The sequence below is a fragment of the Roseiflexus castenholzii DSM 13941 genome (genome assembly GCF_000017805.1).
GTDB classification, from domain to species: domain Bacteria; phylum Chloroflexota; class Chloroflexia; order Chloroflexales; family Roseiflexaceae; genus Roseiflexus; species Roseiflexus castenholzii.
The window spans coordinates 3,023,815-3,041,677 of record NC_009767.1; the positions used below are offsets into that span (position 1 = coordinate 3,023,815).

A 17,863-nucleotide genomic window follows, 5' to 3' on the forward strand; every position below is an offset into this window, starting at 1 on the left:
GTGAGGGTATATGTTACATACGTGGAAGGTGGACGAAGGCGTCCGCGTCCGACCGCGAACCCGGCCGGTCAAGGGATGTATCGGGATTCGGATCCGGCCGTTCCGGCGAACGGACGAAGAGTACGCGGCAGTCGCAGCGATCGTTGCGCGCGCGCCTGCCGGCGAGGTATGTGATTTCGAGTACAGCAACCCCGCAGCTCTCCGCGCTTTCGACGAGGTGTTCGCCTCCGACGCTTTACCGCGTCGCTACGTCGCCGTGGCGCCCGATGGCGCCATCATTGGGTATGCGCACACCTTCCCCACAACCTGGATCGCCGAGCCGGGAGGATTCTGGGCGGCCGTCCGCGTTCTGCCCGCCTACCGGCGCCTGACAATCGGGCGGCAGTTGCTTGCCCGCGCGCTTGGCGAAGCGCACGCCGCCGGCGGCCTCTTCGCGCTGGCGCAGGTGCGCGAACAATTGGCGGACGCCACCGACTTCGCTGAGCAGACCGGCTTCACCGAGATGCTGCGCAGTTGGGAAATGCTCCTTGACCCGCGCGTGGTGGATGTTGCGCCGCTCCAACGCCACGTTGCCCGCGCTGAAGCATCCGGTATACGCCTGACGACGCTCGCCGCGCAACGCGCGGTCGATCCCGATTGGTTGCCGAAGTTGCATGCGCTGCACTTCACGCTCAACCGCGACGTGCCGCTGCCCGACGCGCCCAACATTACGCTCGAATGGTTCGAGCAGTTCGCGCTGACCTGCCCGGAGGCATTTTTCATCGCTATGGATGGCGACCGCTACATCGGCGAGAGTGTCATGCACCCCGATGAACGGCAACCCGGTGCGCTCAAACAGCACCTGACCGGCGTGTTGCGCGAGTATCGCGGGCGTGGCGTAGCCATGGCGCTCAAGGTGCTGACGATTGCCTATGCGCAGACCTGCGGCTACACCCAGATCAGCACCTGGGTCGAATCGACCAACGCCAGCATGCTGGCGATTAACGAACGCCTTGGTTTCACCCGCCATCCGGGGTTGGTGGTATACCGTCAGGATTTGACATAAGGTTGTTGCGTGTCGATTTTTCGGTAAGCCCGCGTTCATGGCGAGGGGTGACAGGATCAGTCATCCCAGGTCTTCCACATCCTGCCGGGTGCGTGGGCATCCCGTCCGCAACGGGGGCGCGGGCGGGATCAATAGTGCCGGTGACATCAGGCACTTTGGCGTTATAACGTGGGCATCCCGTCCGCAACGGGGGCGCGGGCGGGATGCCCGTCATCCGTTCTGATCTGCGCGCATCTGTGTCCTCTCGCACATGCCGTGATCTGATTGACTCGCCTTTCCTCCGTATTGTATGATACTGATTACGATTGACGCAGCCGCATGCTTGTCATTCCGAGCGCAGCGAGGAATCTCAGCGGGTCGCGCACGACCCGGCTTACGATTGAAGATGCTGCATGCTTGTCATTCCGAGCGCAGCGAGGAATCTACGCGGGTCGCGCACGACCCCTCGCGCTGCGCGGGGTGACCATGCCGGATGGTCACAGGGAATTGGTATAATACTGATACATTGGGTATACGCCGCGCTTCGCAGAAACTGTCTGAGTATGCCAGATTTCCCAGAGTTTCCCGACAGCCTCAAAGCCCGCCTCGCCGCTGCCAACGTCACCGACGCCGCTGCTGTCCTGGCAATGCTGCTCGATGCGCTGCCGTCGATTTCCGATATGCAGCAACTCCGCGACCTGTGGCACATGGCGCCGGCGGAGGAAGAAGACGCCTTCCTCGCCGCTGCCGAACAGCGCGCCGCTGCCGCCGAAGCCTCTGGCGACGCGGCGCGCGCCGCAGCCCTGCGCGAACGCATCAACGTGCTGCACGCCTATCGCGCCGAGATTGCGCAGAAGGGCGAAATCCTGCGCGCGGCGCTCGAACGCCTGGAGGCTGCTGCGTCCGATGATGACCTGAAGGCGCTCTGGGGCGATGTGCCGCTCGAATTGGAAGAACCCTTCCTGCAACTCGCCGAAGCGCGCGCCGCTGAACTCGATCAAACCGGCGACGCGGCGCGCGCCGCAGCCCTGCGCGAACGCATCAACGTGCTGCACGCCTATCGCGCCGAGATTGCGCAGAAGGGCGAAATCCTGCGCGCGGCGCTCGAACGCCTGGAGGCTGCCGCGTCCGATGATGACCTGAAGGCGCTCTGGGGCGATGTGCCGCTCGAATTGGAAGAACCCTTCCTGCAACTCGCCGAAGCGCGCGCCGCTGAACTCGATCAAACTGGCGACCGCACAGCCGCCGTGCGCCTGCGCGAGCGAGTAACGATGCTACGCCAGGCGCGCGAAGCGCGTGAGATTGCCAGAAGCATGGTTCAGCAGGCGCTCGAACGCCTGGAGGCTGCCGCAACCGACGACGAAGCCTGGCAGGTCTGGCTCGATCTGCCGGTTGAACTCGAGGAGTGGTTCCTTCAGAACGTTGCTGACCGCGCCGCTGAACTCGAACAGAACAACGAGCCGCAACGCGCCGGACGGCTGCGCGTTGCGCATGCCCGTATGCAGGCGGAACGCGCCCGCCGTCACGAACAGAACAATCACCCTGTCGCCCAGGCATTACAGGCATTCCTTCAAGCTCCGACCGACGCCGACGCCACGCGGGTGTTCAATGAGCGCCGCGATCTGTTGCAGCCCTTCGAGGCGCAGCGCGCGTTCGACGCCCTGGCGCAGCAGGCGCCGCCGGATGCGCAGCCGTTGTTCGAGGCGCGCGCGGCATTGCTGCGCTCCCTGCGCGGCGCCATGCCTGAGCCGCGCCCTGCACCGTCTCCCGCGCTGCGCGGCGAACCCGCGTTGCGCGCGCCGGAGTCGGCAGGCGCGCGCATCTATATCAACGCGGCGAACGCTGAAGGCGGCGGCGATGCAATCGTCGTGAACAACATCGTCATTGAACGGCGCTGGACCCGCCCGCGCCCGGAGCGCCTGCCGATCGACACTATCGAACGCACCTGCGCCCTGGATGAAGTCGCGCGTCTCCTCACCGAGCGTGGTCAACTGGCGATCACCGGCGGGCAGCGCACGGCGTCGGCTGCCATCCAGGGCATGCCCGGCATCGGCAAAACCGTCCTGGCGCGCCAACTGGCGCTGGCGCTCGACGAACGCTACCCCGGCGGCGTGATCTGGGAGGAGATCGGACCGGAGATCACCGCGCCGGAAGCGACGCAGCCCATCCTGAACCGCTGGGCGCGCTATGCGCTGAGCGTGCCGCCGCACCTCGACGACCGCATCGCTTTCGACGCCGGCGCGGTGCGCGCGCTGTTCGCTGCGCAGGGGCAGCCGCTCCTCGTCATCCTCGACAATGTCTGGTCGCTGGAGGGCATTCGCTGGTTGCGCAGCGCGCTGCCGGACAACGCCCATCTCGTGATCACCACCCGCCTGGAGACGGTGATGGTCGGGCTGGGAGGCGGCGAATATGTGCTGGGGCTGCTGACGCCAGACGAAGCGCGCGCGCTGATTGCGCTACGGCTGGGATGGAACGACCTGCCGCCTGAGCATCATGCATGGGCGGATGCGCTGGCGCAGGGAGTCGACCACCATGCCCTGGCGCTGGACATCGCCATCCGTCGCCTGCGCCTCGACGCTCGTTCGCCCGGAACGGCGCGCTGGCGCGAGCAGATAGAACGGCTGCTGGGGCACATACGCAGCGGAAATGGGTTCGAGCGCCTGGCGCTGCCGGACGGCGAGCGCAACCAGAGCGTCGAAGCCGTGCTCGCCTACAGTTACGCGCAGATGGACGACGCGGCGCGCGCGCGCTTCCGTGCGCTCGGCGCCTTCGCGCCGGAAGCGTCGTTCGGCGTTGACGCGGCGGCAGCGCTCTGGCAGTGCGATTGCGACGCGGCGGAGGACGGGCTGAGCGCACTGGCGAACGCTGCGCTGCTGGAACCGGGCGATGGCGACAGGCGCTGGCGCCAGCATACACTGCTGCGCGGCTACGCTCTGGCGTTGTTGCGGCGCGACGGCGAACACGAGGCCGCCGCAGCGCGCCATGCCGCATTCTACGCCGACGCCATGCGCGCCGCCGACGATGCGCAGCGCTTCTATGAACTGCTCGGCGACTATCCGAACCTGCGGCACGCCTTCGCCTGGGCGATTGAGAACGATCTGGACCTGGCGCAGAACCTGATCAATAACAGCGCCAACCTTCAGCGGTCGCACGGGTATGGGCGCGATGGACTGGAGTGGGCGGAACAGGCGCTGGCGCGCGCCGTCCGTCGCGGCACGCCGGCGCATGTCGCGCGCGCGCAGGGATCGCTGGGCAACGCCCTGCAACACGCCGCGACGCTGGCGGGGGAAGACCGCGCCGCGCGGCTGCGCGCAGCGCTCGCCGCCTACGACGAGGCGCTGCGCTTCTCTACCCCCGCCACGGCGCCGCTCGACTACGCTATGACGCAGACCAACCGGGGGACTGTGTTGCAGGACCTGGCGACGCTGGCGGGGGAAGACCGCGCCGCGCGGCTGCGCGCAGCGCTCGCCGCCTACGACGAGGCGCTGCGCTTCTCTACCCCCGCCACGGCGCCGCTCGACTACGCTAGGACGCAGACCAACCGGGGGACTGTGTTGCAGGCCCTGGCGACGCTGGCGGGGGAAGACCGCGCCGCGCGGCTGCGCGCAGCGCTCGCCGCCTACGACGAGGCGCTGCGCTTCTCTACCCCCGCCACGGCGCCGCTCGACTACGCTAGGACGCAGACCAACCGGGGGACTGTGTTGCAGGCCCTGGCGACGCTGGCGGGGGAAGACCGCGCCGCGCGGCTGCGCGCAGCGCTCGCCGCCTACGACGAGGCGCTGCGCTTCAGAACCCCCGCCACGGCGCCGCTCGACTACGCTAGGACGCAGACCAACCGGGGGACTGTGTTGCAGGCCCTGGCGACGCTGGCGGGGGAAGACCGCGCCGCGCGGCTGCGCGCAGCGCTCGCCGCCTACGACGAGGCGCTGCGCTTCAGAACCCCCGCCACGGCGCCGCTCGACTACGCTATGACGCAGACCAACCGGGGGACTGTGTTGCAGGCCCTGGCGACGCTGGCGGGGGAAGACCGCGCCGCGCGGCTGCGCGCAGCGCTCGCCGCCTACGACGAGGCGCTGCGCTTCTCTACCCCCGCCACGGCGCCGCTCGACTACGCTAGGACGCAGACCAACCGGGGGACTGTGTTGCAGGCCCTGGCGACGCTGGCGGGGGAAGACCGCGCCGCGCGGCTGCGCGCAGCGCTCGCCGCCTACGACGAGGCGCTGCGCTTCTCTACCCCCGCCACGGCGCCGCTCGACTACGCTATGACGCAGACCAACCGGGGGACTGTGTTGCAGGACCTGGCGACGCTGGCGGGGGAAGACCGCGCCGCGCGGCTGCGCGCAGCGCTCGCCGCCTACGACGAGGCGCTGCGCTTCTCTACCCCCGCCACGGCGCCGCTCGACTACGCTAGGACGCAGACCAACCGGGGGACTGTGTTGCAGGCCCTGGCGACGCTGGCGGGGGAAGACCGCGCCGCGCGGCTGCGCGCAGCGCTCGCCGCCTACGACGAGGCGCTGCGCTTCTCTACCCCCGCCACGGCGCCGCTCGACTACGCTATGACGCAGACCAACCGGGGGAATGTGTTGCAGGCCCTGGCGACGCTGGCGGGGGAAGACCGCGCCGCGCGGCTGCGCGCAGCGCTCGCCGCCTACGACGAGGCGCTGCGCTTCTCTACCCCCGCCACGGCGCCGCTCGACTACGCTATGACGCAGACCAACCGGGGGACTGTGTTGCAGGCCCTGGCGACGCTGGCGGGGGAAGACCGCGCCGCGCGGCTGCGCGCAGCGCTCGCCGCCTACGACGAGGCGCTGCGCTTCTCTACCCCCGCCACGGCGCCGCTCGACTACGCTAGGACGCAGACCAACCGGGGGAATGTGTTGCAGGCCCTGGCGACGCTGGCGGGGGAAGACCGCGCCGCGCGGCTGCGCGCAGCGCTCGCCGCCTACGACGAGGCGCTGCGCTTCAGAACCCCCGCCACGGCGCCGCTCGACTACGCTAGGACGCAGACCAACCGGGGGAATGTGTTGCAGGACCTGGCGACGCTGGCGGGGGAAGACCGCGCCGCACGGCTGCGCGCAGCGCTCGCCGCCTACGACGAGGCGCTGCGCTTCTCTACCCCCGCCACGGCGCCGCTCGACTACGCTATGACGCAGGGTAATTTGCTGATCCTCTATCAAACCCTGGCGAATGAGCCGGGGGAGGAGCGCGCGACCCGCCTGCTGGAAGCGCTGCGCGCCGGCTGGACGGCGTTCCACATGTTTACGGCATTACAGCACGCTGAATTTCAGCAACGGGCGATACGCCAGCTTCGTGCTCTCCGCGCTGCCTGCGGCGCTGACTTCGACGCGCTGTGGTCGTCGCTGGACGCGGGTCCGCCGCCGGCGTGGCTGAGCGCTCCCGATGAACCGGACCTCCCGCAACCTCTGGTCGATCTGCTGGAGCGCCTGGCTGCCGCTGGCGTAACCGACGAGGCCGGTCTCCTGGCTGCGCTGGAGGCTGACCCACAGTTGCGCGCAGCGCTGTGGGCGCCGCTGGTGCAACGCTTGCTGGCGGTGTCGTCTGGCGAGGAGTTGCTGGACTTCTGGCGCGCATTGCCCGCCGCACTGGAAGAACCGCTGGCTGCCGCCGCCGAGGAATTCGCGCGGCAGGCGGAACAGGCGGGCGATGCGGCGCTGGCGCAGGCGCTGCGCGAGCGGGCTGAAGGGCTGCGCGCGATTCGCGCCATTGCCGACCAGCAGGCAAACCCAATGCGCCAGGCTATCCAGCAGGCGTGGCAGCGTTATGTCGAACTTGTCCAGGCGGCGGAAGCGGCCGGGCATGATATTGCCGCGTGGCAGGCGGCGGTGGCGGCCGGCGAGGCGCTGCTCGCGCCGGAGTTCGCCGCCACGCCGGGGATTGACTGGAGCGCTGTGCGCCAGATGGTTTCGTCCGCCTGTAATACTCTCGGCAACGCGCTCCACGACGCCGGTCGCGCCGCAGAAGCGCTCGCCGCCTACGATCGCGCCATTGCGCTGCAACCGGAGGAAGCGATGTGGCGGTGCAATCGCGTCGGTGCGCTGATCGACCTGGGGCGGCACGACGAGGCGGCGGAAGAACTCGCCCGCGCCCGCGCGCTCGAACCGGACGCCGCGCGCCTGGCGGAACTCGAAGCGCGGCTGAGAGATCAGCCGTGAGTGGCGGGCAGAACGTGGAGAGCAGGGCTGGGCACATCGCGCCTCGCCCGAATGTGCGCCCGCATCAGAGGACAATCTTGAGTCGCGGCATAATCACATCACGTATGCCTTCCGCCTGGCGAACGGCGTCCTCGAGTTCACGCACATCGGGCCAGATAGTGAAGTCATAGCGCAGTTGTACGGCAAAATCGCTCAGGGCAGCCAGATCAAACAATGCCAATTCCGGGAGCGGTTCAATGGCGTCGCACAGCCGCGCCAGTTCTTCCAGATCGTGAGTTCTTGGAATGGAATGCCGGTGGAATGCCAGAAACGCTTTGAGGTACTTTTCAATCGCCTGCTGGGCATGGAAACAGCCGGTGTCATACGGACCTGTACTTGCTGCGACCAGGCGTGCATTGAACAGATCACTGTCCCCCTTACGAATCCACTCTTTTGCAAGCTCAGTCGTTCCGCTCATACAAGACTTTGCCTTCACGAAGCGCCATCGTGATGAACGCATTCGGCGTGTCCGCCCATTTCTGCACTTCCGCCGGAGTCCGAACGACGATATCTTTGGCGGGGAACACGCCCGCAAGCGCGCGACGGTATGCCGCACCGCGCCGATGACGCGGCAGGCTGGTCTCTTCGATAATCAGAATATCGAGATCGCTATCAGGGCGGGCATCACCACGCGCGTGCGACCCGAACAGAATAATGGCGATCGGATTGCTGACCGTGCGTATACGGCGCACGATCTCATGGAGCAGCGCATCGGTGACGGGCGGATAAGCGTACTCTGATTCTTGCATCATACGTGTGTCTCTCGCGCGACGACGCTCCCATTTTACCACGCCGCAACCGATGGATGGACATCTTGCGAAAGGAGACGCATCATGCTTTTCAACCCTGATCCGCCTGACGAAACGCGGCTTTACCAGAACTCGGCGCACGCCGAAGGCGGCGGCGATGCGCGCGCAGAAAATCAGGGCGCCGACGCCACGACGCCGCTGGCGCAAGCCCGCCGCACCTATATCGGCTCGGCGCATGCCGAAGGCGGCGGCAACGCCACAGTCGTCAATGCGCCAACGCCAGACCCCACAGCGCGCCCTGAACCGGCGACGGTGCTGGCGGTCTACGCCTCCCCTCCTGGCAGCGCGCCACTGCGCTGGGAACGCGATGCGCGCGCGTTGCGCGATGCGCTGGCGCCCTACCCCGACCGCTTTCGCGTCGAGATTCTGCCGCTGGCGACGCCGGAGGACGTGCAACGCGCGTTGCTGCGCTCTCGTCCGCGCTACCTGCACCTCTTCGCCCACGGCGTCGCCTCTGGCGTGCTGCTCGACGACGGCGAGGACGGGCGCGGCTGGATGCTCCCCTACTCGCTGCTTGCGGAGATGGCGCGGCACGCGCCCGGTCTGCGCTGCGTGCTCCTCAGCGCCTGCGACTCAGCCTTCGCTGCAAGCGTCGCCGGCAGCGGCGAACCCCGCCTGATCGCTATGCGCGGGCAGGTCAGCGTCGACGCCGCCATTGCCTTCGCCGAAGGATTTTACGAGGCAATCGCCGCAAACGAGGATACGCCAATTGATGCGGCATTCGCCCAGGGACTGATCCGCCTGAAACTGCGCGCGCCGCAGGATGCCGACAAACCGTTGCTGACGTAATGGGAGGTGGTGACAAGCGACCGCAACCGCAGGCATCCGTCCCGATCCGCGCCAATCCGTGTGCCATAAGCGGGAGTGATAGGACACGGATGAGCGCGGGTGCGACGGATAAGCGCGGATTTGTCGGAGGTGACAAGCGACCGCATCCGTGGGCATCCGTCCCGATCCGCGCTCATAGGACACGGATGAGCGCGGGTGCGACGGATAAGCGCGGATTTGTCATACCAATGACGCTTGACGATGCCGCATGCTGGTCATTCCGAGCGCAGCGACGTGTCATTCCGAGCGCAGCGAGGAATCGAAGCGGGTTGCGCCAGACCCCTCGCTTTGCTCGGGGTGACCATGCCGGATGGTCACAGGTAAGTGGTGACAAGCGACCGCATCCGTGGGCATCCGTCCCGATCCGCGCCAATCCGTGTGCCATATTCCGCGCCAATCCGTGTTCTGTTACAAGCCATGCTCGCCGAACATAGAACAGGGCGAAAGATCTCGGAAAATCTGCTAAGATAGAAAACGATGCACACAGCAGGAATAAGATCTCATGTCAAACGAGCGCGTACTAACCATTCCTTACCCCGACGATCTCCTCCTGGCACTCAACGAGAGCGAAGACGCCTTTGCGGAAGAGGCGCGACTGCTGCTTGCGGTCAAGCTCTATGAGATGGGGCGGATTTCCACCGGCATGGCCGCCCGCTTGTCCGGTATGAGCCGCGTCGACTTCCTGTTTGCACTCGGTCGCTTCGGGCTTTCTCCGATCACCGCAGAGGACGATGATCTCGATGAGGACCTGAGGCATGCCTGACAGACCGCGCCTGGTTGTGACTGACACAACGCCGCTGATCGCACTGGCGCTGATTGGGAAATTGAGCCTCCTGAGCGATCTGTACGGCGAGGTGGCGGCGCCGCCAACTGTCTATGCCGAAGCCATCGCAGGCGCAGCAGGACGAATCGACGCTGCTGACATTCGCAATGCTTCCTGTGTACGGGTACAACCGCTCTCTGATCCACGACGCGCCGACGCGCTGGCAAACCTGGATCGCGGTGAAGCCGAAGCGATTGCGCTGGCTCAGGAAATCAACGCCGATCTGCTCATCATAGATGAGCGTCTGGGAAGGCGATCAGCCCGGCATCTGGGACTGACTATCACCGGCACAGTTGGCATTTTGCTCAAGTCCAAGGCGCTGGGCTACATAGAGACCGTGCATCCGCTTCTGACCATGTTACAACAACGTGGCATCTATCTTGGCGATGCACTGGTGCGCCGCGCACTGGAGATCGCCGGAGAGTGACATCAAACGTCCTGTATAGAAGGCGCCTCGACCCGCAGGCATCCGTCCCAGCCAATAGGACACGGATGAGCGCGGGTGCGACGGATAGGCATTGAAGCAGCCGCATGCGGGTCATTCCGCGCGCAGCGACGGGTCATTCCGCGCGCAGCGACTTGTCATTCCGAGCGCAGCGAGGAATCGAAGCGGGTTGCGCCAGACCCCTCGCTTTGCTCGGGGTGACCATGCCGGATGGTCACAGGGAATTGGTATGAGAGGGGCGAGGCGCGAGGGACGAGGTGCGAGGCGCGGGGCGCGGGGCGCGAGGGGCGAGAGAGACGAGGCGAGGAGTGATACCCATGACAATTGACGATGCTGCACGCGGGTCATTCCGCGCGCCGCGACGGGTCATTCCGAGCGCAGCGAGGAATCTGCGCGGGGTGACCATGCCGGATGTGCATCGGGAATTGGTATCAGTGGTGACAAGCGACCGCACCTGCGGGCATCCGTCCCGATCCGCGCCAATCCGTGTGCCATAAGCGAGCCAATCTCACGCTTGACAACCTTGCCGCTTCGTGCTATGCTCTCCCCGTGACTGAACACACACTGACCGGAAGAAAGGCGATCAGAAGATGACACTCAGCATCTACAAGCTCATCACGAGCGATCGGGCACGCGGGACGGGAATGGTTCCGCTGCGCGCTGCTGATGGTCGCCATGCGCCCACTTTCCGGAGGCTCAAGCGTTGACACGCCATACAATGTGAGCAACCGGGCCGTGGGCGACAGGTAAGCGACGTCCACGGCTCTTTGATTCTTGCAATCAGGCCGCGGGCGTCCCGATGGAACCCGCGGTCTTTTTGCGCCCGCGCCCCGCCGTGGTTCCATCCCGCAGCACCGCAACCAAAAGTGACCGTACATGTCGAACCTGTGTGCTATACCAGAGAGACGGTCGTTGAGGAAGGGAGAAAAACGGTGTTGATCCAGGAACGAGACGGGACGATCATTCGCCTGCTGGCGCCGACGTCGGAGGTGGACCGGTACCGTGTGCAGGTGGACGTTTCGCCCGAAGATGTGGAACAACAGGCAAGTCTGTTCGATCAATTGATCGAGTACGCTTTCACAACGCTGAGAGCGCGCTTCCTGGAAGTGCGCATTACGACAGGCGATGAATGATCAGGAGCAGAACCGTGATTGCAGGACAAACAATGTCGTCGCCGGATATTCAGCGCCTCGCAGCGCGCACCGATGTCGCGCTCGAAGTGCAGAATGCGGTGAAACGCTTCGGGCGCGAAACGGCGCAGCAACAACCGTTCTGGAAACGGAGCGCGCGCAAACCGCCGGAGACGACCGTGGCGGTGGACCATATCTCGCTCACGGTGCAACGCGGCGAGATTTTCGGCTTGCTCGGTGCGAATGGGTCTGGTAAATCGACTCTCATCCGGTTGATCTCGACGCTGCTCGTCCCCGACGGCGGCGAGATCCGCGTCTTCGGGTACGATGTGCAGCGTGAAGAACGCACGGTGCGCCGGTTGATCAATCGAGTCAGCGTCGAAGCGTCGTTCTTCAAGAAACTGTCGGCGCTGGAGAACCTGATGTACGCGGCGCGCCTCTACGACCTGCCCGGCGTCTATGCGCGTCGGCGCTCGGTCGAGATTCTGCGCAGCCTTGGTTTGAGCGAAAAGCGCCTCTACGAACCGCTGGAGCACATGTCGCGCGGCATGCAGCAGAAGGTCGCCATTGCGCGCGGTCTGCTCACCTCGCCGGTGCTGCTGCTGCTCGACGAACCGACCACCGGTCTCGACCCGCGCTCGAAGCACGATGTGCAACGCTTCATCCTGCGCATGCGCGCGGAACACGATACCACCGTGTTTCTCACCACGCACGACATGGACGAAGCCGACCGTTTGTGCGACCGGATTGCGATTATCGATGACGGGCGGATCGTGGCGCTCGATACGCCGCAGGGCTTGAAGGACGCAATCGGCGCCCGCAACGGCAAAAATGGTTCCACAACAATGGAGGATGTGTTCATGGCGCTGACCGGCAAGAGTCTCGATGACGATTTTGAGTCTGCGGACGATTTTGAGAGCGAGTATGGGAACGAAGCGACAGGCGGCAGCAACGGCGCACGATGAGTGCCTGGAGACCGGACGATTGATCGGGAGGGTGCTGCGCGCACAGAGCGGCTTCTTTCGAGTCGAGACGGAGCAGGGCATCGTGATGTGTACACTGCGCGGTCGCCTGAAGAAAGAGCGGCAATCCACCGATCTCGCCGTCATCGGCGACCTCGTCGAAGTCACGCCGACGATGCCGGGTCATGGGGTCATCGAGGCGGTGCTGCCGCGCCGCACGAAACTAGCGCGGCGCGCTCCTGCCTCGAAAGGGGTCTGGAAGGAGGACGTGCTGGCGGCGAACCTCGATCAGGCGCTGCTCGTCTTTTCCTGCGCCAGTCCAGAGTTCTCGCCGCGCATGCTCGACCGCTATCTGGTGCTGACCGAAACGAGCGACCTGGACGCCGTGATCGTCGCCAACAAGGTCGATCTCGTGGGTGAGAAGGAAGCCCGCCGCCTGTTCGCGCCATATGAGCGCCTGGAGTACCCGGTGCTCTACACCAGCGCGGTGACCGGTTTGGGCATTAATGCCTTGCGGGAGCGGCTCGCAGGTCGCATCAGCATTGTCACCGGACGGTCGGGGGTTGGGAAGAGCAGCCTGTTCAACGTTGTGCAGCCAGGGTTAGGGTTGAAGGTCGGGTCTGTCAGTGCTGCGCTGAACAAAGGGCGGCACACGACGCGCGTGGCGGAACTGATCCCGCTCGATCTGCCGGGCGGCGGGTACCTGGCGGATACGCCGGGCATCCGCGAATTGGGGCTGTGGCGTTTCCCCAAAGACGAACTGGCGCGCTGCTTCCGCGAGTTTCGCCCGTACCTGGGAGAGTGCTACTTCGCTGGATGCACCCACATCCACGAGCCGGACTGCGCGGTGCGCGCGGCGCTAGCGCGCGGTGAGATTACCCCGGAGCGCTACGACAGTTATGTGCGCTTGTTCGAGGGCGAGTGAAGCTACCAATGACGATTGAAGCAGCCGCATGCGGGTCATTCCGAGCCCTTCGCTTCGCTCAGGGTAAACGCAGCGCGGAATCTGCGCGGGTCGCGCACGACCCCTCGCGCTGCTCGGGGTGGCCACGCCGGATGTGCACCGGGAGGAATTGGTAGCATCAGGAGATGTGCCATGGAGACAAACCAAACCGATGGCGGCCGCCGCCCCGAAGTCGTTCCGGGTGACCGAATCTTCCTCAGCGTGCTGCAACGCAGCGATCTGCTCCTCTTCGCGCGCTGGTTCAGCGACCTGGAACTGACCTTGTACGTGGGACAGCCAGGCATGGCAAACACGCTGGAGCAGGAAGAGGAGTGGTATGAGCGTGCCGCGCGCCAACGCGACGCCAAAACATTTGCGATCATTGTGCGCGATGGTCAGCAGATGATCGGCACGGTCAGCCTGACCGACATCGACCAGCGCCGCCAGCGCGCCGCATTGGGGATCGCCATTGGCGACAAAGGCGCCTGGAACAAAGGGTATGGGAGCGAGGCGGTTCGGCTGATGTGCGCCTACGGGTTCGCCTTCCTGAACCTCTACACGGTCTACTTGTGGGTTCTGGGATACAACCTGCGCGCGCATCAGGCGTATCTCAAGTCCGGGTTTCGTGAGGTGGGTCGGCTGCGCGGCGGCATCCTCTTCGACGGTCGGCGCTACGAGGACATCTTGATGGAAATTACCCGTGATGAGTTTGGTCCATCAAACCTGACTCATCTGATTCAGCAGATAGCGAGTTGACCTATGACGACATTTTCGGCGCGTCGCGGCGGCGCACTGGGGCGCGAACTGCGCGGCGCATATGCCTTCATTGAACGGAACGCCAACCTGATCAAACGCTACTGGGCGTGGGAACTGGTCTGGCTGGCATACTCGATTGTAAACGCGCTGTCGATTACGTTCATCGGGCGGGCATCGGGCGAGATCACCGGCGCGACGATTGCGCCGGAGCAGGTGAATACCTTCATTTTGTTTCTGCTCGTCGGAACGCTTGTGTGGCATTATCTGTCGGTGGTGTTCGACTTGATCAGTGAGTCGATCCAGTGGGAACGCTGGGAAGGAACGATCGAGTACACCTTCATGGCGCCGATCTCGCGCCTGACGCACCTGTTCGGGCAGGCGGCGTTCGCTGTCCTGTTTGCGGTGCTCCACACTGCAATCATCCTGGCAGTCGTGGCAGCCTTTTTTCGCATCGATCTGACCCGCGCCGACTTCGGCGCGATGCTGGTCGTCCTGATCGCTGGCAGCACGAGTTTTATCGGGCTGGGGATGTTCGCCGCCATTCTGCCGCTCCTGTCGCCAGAAAAGGGGTTGCAGATGACGAATATTATCAAGGCGATGGTGCTGCTCGTCAGTGGGGTCTACTATCCGATCAGCGTCCTGCCGGAATGGTTGCAACCGCTGGCGTACATCTCGCCGGCGACCTACATGCTCGACGGGATTCGTGCAGCGCTGCTTGAAGGCGCCGGTATCGAAGCGCTCTGGTCGGGGCGCATCCTGCCGCTGTTGCTGACCGGGTTGCTGACGATCCCGACCGGATTGATGGCGTTTATGCGCGCCGAGCGCTACGCCAAAGCGACCGGCAGGCTCAAGCGGAACGGATGAGTAGGGGCGCCCCCCTGTGGGCGCTCGCACAGACAGGACCCATACCAATGACGCTTGACGATGCCGCATGCGGGTCATTCCGCGCGCCGCGACGGGTCATTCCGCGCGCCGCGACGGGTCATTCCGCGCGCAGCGACTGGTCATTCCGAGCGCAGCGAGGAATCTGAGCGGGTCGCGCACGCCCCCTCACCGGATGGTCACAGGTAAGTGGTATGAGAGGCGCGAGGGGCGAGGCGCGAGGGACGAGGCGCGAGGGGCGAGGCGCGAGGGACGAGGCGCGAGGCGCGGGGTGATGCCAATGACGCTTGACGATGCCGCATGCGGGTCATTCCGCGCGCAGCGACGTGTCATTCCGCGCGCAGCGACTGGTCATTCCGCGCGCAGCGACTGGTCATTCCGAGCGCAGCGAGGAATCTGAGCGGGTCGCGCACGCCCCCTCACCGGATGGTCACAGGTAAGTGGTATGAGAGGGGCGAGGGGCGAGGGGCGCGAGGCGCGAGGGACGAGGCGCGAGGGGCGAGGGGCGAGGCGCGAGGGGCGAGGCGCGAGGGACGAGGCGCGAGGGACGAGGCGCGAGGGACGAGGCGCGAGGCGCGGGGTGATGCCAATGACGCTTGACGATGCCGCATGCGGGTCATTCCGCGCGCAGCGACGTGTCATTCCGCGCGCAGCGAGGAATCGAAGCGGGTCGCGCCAGACCCCTCGCTCTGCTCGGGGTGACTATGCCGGATGTGCACAGGAAATTGGCGCCAGGCAGGTGTCGGGGCGCCCCCCTGTGGGCGCCCAAAAGAGAATAAGGAGACTCCATGGCTACAACGATCAAAGATCTCGGCAACGGACTGATCGCGCGCTGGTCCACGGCGGCGGATCAGGAACGCATTGCCACCTTGTTTGGTCACGTATTCCGCCGCACTGCCGACGATCCGCCGAACGAGCGGATGATCGCCTATGTTCATCATCAGATGAGCGGACAGCACCCCTTGATCGGTCCGAACGACGTAGCGCTGGTCGAGGATACACGGAGCGGCATGGTCGTTGCGGCAACGGCAGTGATGCGGCAGCGTTGGGAGTATGCCGGTATTCCGTTCACCCTCAGCCGCGCCGAGCCGGTCGCGGCGCATGAAGAGTACCGCAATCGCGGTCTGGTGCGGGCGACGTTCGACCTGATGCACGCGCGCAGCGCCGAACAGGGCGATCTGGCGCAGTGCATCACCGGCATCCCGTATTTCTACCGTCAATTCGGCTATGAGTTCGCCGTCGATCTCGGCGGATCGCGCGCAGTCATGCTGGCTGCGATTCCCGAGGCGAAAGAAGGCCAGGCGGAGCCGTTCATGGTGCGCGATGCCACCCTCGACGATCTGCCGCAGATTCGGATGCTCTACGAACGAGAACGCTCCCGTCTCGCCGGCGGACTGCCGATCCTGGTGTCGGCGTCGTTCGACCACGACCACTGGCGCTGGACGCTAACCGGGCAAACGGCGGAAGCGGGTGAAGGGTGGAATACCCACATGATCATTCGCCCCGATGGGCAGACTATCGGGTATGTGCTCACCGGGCGGGTGCGCTGGAGTCCCGAAAAAGTGCGAATTCTGGGAATGATGGTCGAGCCGGGGGCGCCGCTGACCGCCGTGATGCCGCCGGTGCTACGCGCGCTGCGCGCAATGGCGCCATCAATCCCGGTTATCCCTCCAAAACCCGGCGAGCCGCGCCAGCTGGTCTTTGTCCTTGGCGCATCCCATCCGGTGTATGATGCGCTTGGACGCGACCTGATCGCCAGGAGTGAACCGCCATACGGCTGGTACGTGCGCGTCCCGAATGTGCCCCTCTTCCTGCGTCACATTCGCGCAGTGCTCGAACGCCGCCTGGCAGGATCGTTCCTGGCGGGGTACACCGGCGAACTGAAGATCGACTTCTTCAAAGGCGGGCTGCGGATGGTCTTTGAGGAGGGGCGGATCGCGTTCATCGAGCCGTGGCAGGCGCCGATCTACGGCGATGAAACGAGCGCATGCTTCCCGCCGCTCGTCTTCCTGCAATTGCTTTTCGGGCGGCGCAGCCTGGAGGAGTTGCGCGCCTGGCACGATGATGTATGGGCAGACGACGAACCGGCGATGCTGCTGAATAGTCTTTTTCCTAAACAACAGTCGTGGGTGTTGCCGCTGGACTAATACCAATGACGCTTGACGCAGCCGCATGCTTGTCATTCCGAGCGTAGCGAGGAATCTCAGCGGGTCGCGCACGCCCCGGCTTACGCTTGACACAGCCGCATGCTTGTCATTCCGAGCGTAGCGAGGAATCTCAGCGGGTCGCGCCAGACCCCTCGCTTTGCTCGGGGTGACAACGCTCTCCGATCTCTCACGATCCAACCAGATGGTTGAGGTCGCGCCAGACCCCTCGCTTACGCTTGACGCAGCCGCATGCTGGTCATTCCGAGCGTAGCGAGGAATCTCAGCGGGTCGCGCACGCCCCGGCTTACGCTTGACACAGCCGCATGCTTGTCATTCCGAGCGTAGCGAGGAATCTCAGCGGGTCGCGCCAGACCCCTCGCTTTGCTCGGGGTGACAACGCTCTCCGATCTCTCACGATCCAACCAGATGGTTGAGGTCGCGCCAGACCCCTCGCTTACGCTTGACGCAGCCGCATGCTGGTCATTCCGAGCGCAGCGACTTGTCATTCCGAGCGCAGCGAGGAATCTAAGCGGGTCGCGCACGCCCCGGCTTACGCTTGACGCAGCCGCATGCTGGTCATTCCGAGCGCAGCGACTTGTCATTCCGAGCGCAGCGAGGAATCTCAGCGGGTCGCGCCAGACCCCTCGCTTACGCTTGACGCAGCCGCATGCTGGTCATTCCGAGCGCAGCGACTTGTCATTCCGAGCGCAGCGAGGAATCTCAGCGGGTCGCGCCAGACCCCTCGCTTTGCTCGGGGTGACAACGCTCTCCGATCTCTCACGATCCAACCAGATGGTTGAGGTCGCACCAGACCCCTCGCTTACGCTTGACGCAGCCGCATGCTGGTCATTCCGAGCGCAGCGACTTGTCATTCCGAGCGCAGCGACTTGTCATTCCGAGCG

The 17,863-nt window shown here is 65.1% G+C and carries 14 protein-coding genes; 12 read left to right on the top strand and 2 right to left on the bottom strand.

Annotated elements, in window-relative coordinates:
• Positions 1 to 10 precede the first annotated feature (10 nt).
• Both RCAS_RS12090 and RCAS_RS12095 read left to right on the top strand, forming a co-directional pair.
• Positions 11 to 1,045 (top strand): GNAT family N-acetyltransferase, encoded by a 1,035-nt coding sequence (locus RCAS_RS12090; RefSeq protein ID WP_012120851.1) that lies wholly within the window; start codon positions 11 to 13, stop codon positions 1,043 to 1,045.
• Positions 1,046 to 1,587: 542 nt separating this feature from the next.
• On the top strand, positions 1,588 to 7,197 hold the full coding sequence (locus tag RCAS_RS12095) for an NB-ARC domain-containing protein (protein ID WP_012120852.1): 5,610 nt from the start codon (positions 1,588 to 1,590) through the stop codon (positions 7,195 to 7,197).
• Between the two features lie 64 nt (positions 7,198 to 7,261).
• On the opposite strand, the gene RCAS_RS12100 is transcribed toward RCAS_RS12095, so the two are convergent.
• Entirely contained in the window at positions 7,262 to 7,654 is a 393-nt protein-coding gene (locus RCAS_RS12100; RefSeq protein WP_012120853.1) for a HEPN domain-containing protein, read from the bottom strand.
• Entirely contained in the window at positions 7,638 to 7,988 is a 351-nt protein-coding gene (locus RCAS_RS12105; RefSeq protein WP_012120854.1) for a nucleotidyltransferase domain-containing protein, read from the bottom strand. Before RCAS_RS12105 ends, RCAS_RS12100 begins: the two co-directional genes overlap by 17 nt.
• A gap of 81 nt (positions 7,989 to 8,069) precedes the next feature.
• Here RCAS_RS12105 and RCAS_RS12110 point away from each other — a divergent pair, with 81 nt between their 5' ends.
• From RCAS_RS12110 to RCAS_RS12155, 10 genes are all read left to right on the top strand, one after another.
• Entirely contained in the window at positions 8,070 to 8,834 is a 765-nt protein-coding gene (locus RCAS_RS12110) for a CHAT domain-containing protein (protein ID WP_012120855.1), read from the top strand.
• A gap of 541 nt (positions 8,835 to 9,375) precedes the next feature.
• Positions 9,376 to 9,636 carry a UPF0175 family protein gene (locus tag RCAS_RS12115; protein WP_012120856.1) on the top strand — a complete coding sequence of 87 codons (261 nt, stop codon included), beginning with the start codon at positions 9,376 to 9,378 and terminating at the stop codon, positions 9,634 to 9,636.
• Positions 9,629 to 10,123 carry a DUF3368 domain-containing protein gene (locus tag RCAS_RS12120; RefSeq protein ID WP_012120857.1) on the top strand — a complete coding sequence of 165 codons (495 nt, stop codon included), beginning with the start codon at positions 9,629 to 9,631 and terminating at the stop codon, positions 10,121 to 10,123. Before RCAS_RS12115 ends, RCAS_RS12120 begins: the two co-directional genes overlap by 8 nt.
• A 335-nt stretch (positions 10,124 to 10,458) precedes the next feature.
• Positions 10,459 to 10,638, top strand: coding sequence for a hypothetical protein (locus RCAS_RS12125; protein ID WP_041330695.1), 180 nt, complete (start codon positions 10,459 to 10,461; stop codon positions 10,636 to 10,638).
• A 369-nt stretch (positions 10,639 to 11,007) separates the two neighbouring features.
• Entirely contained in the window at positions 11,008 to 11,274 is a 267-nt protein-coding gene (locus RCAS_RS12130; RefSeq protein ID WP_157042635.1) for a hypothetical protein, read from the top strand.
• Between the two features lie 14 nt (positions 11,275 to 11,288).
• Complete coding sequence (locus RCAS_RS12135) at positions 11,289 to 12,236, top strand: ABC transporter ATP-binding protein (RefSeq protein ID WP_232280003.1); 948 nt, start codon at positions 11,289 to 11,291, stop codon at positions 12,234 to 12,236.
• Complete coding sequence (rsgA, locus tag RCAS_RS12140; protein ID WP_049768830.1) at positions 12,196 to 13,158, top strand: ribosome small subunit-dependent GTPase A; 963 nt, start codon at positions 12,196 to 12,198, stop codon at positions 13,156 to 13,158. The genes RCAS_RS12135 and rsgA overlap by 41 nt, the downstream gene beginning before the upstream one ends.
• A 171-nt stretch (positions 13,159 to 13,329) precedes the next feature.
• Positions 13,330 to 13,932: a GNAT family N-acetyltransferase gene (locus tag RCAS_RS12145; RefSeq protein ID WP_012120862.1), complete on the top strand. Its 603-nt coding sequence runs from the start codon at positions 13,330 to 13,332 to the stop codon at positions 13,930 to 13,932.
• A gap of 3 nt (positions 13,933 to 13,935) precedes the next feature.
• Entirely contained in the window at positions 13,936 to 14,796 is an 861-nt protein-coding gene (locus RCAS_RS12150) for an ABC transporter permease (RefSeq protein WP_012120863.1), read from the top strand.
• Positions 14,797 to 15,602: 806 nt separating this feature from the next.
• Positions 15,603 to 16,961, top strand: coding sequence for a GNAT family N-acetyltransferase (locus tag RCAS_RS12155; protein WP_012120864.1), 1,359 nt, complete (start codon positions 15,603 to 15,605; stop codon positions 16,959 to 16,961).
• The last annotated feature ends 902 nt before the right edge of the window (positions 16,962 to 17,863 follow it).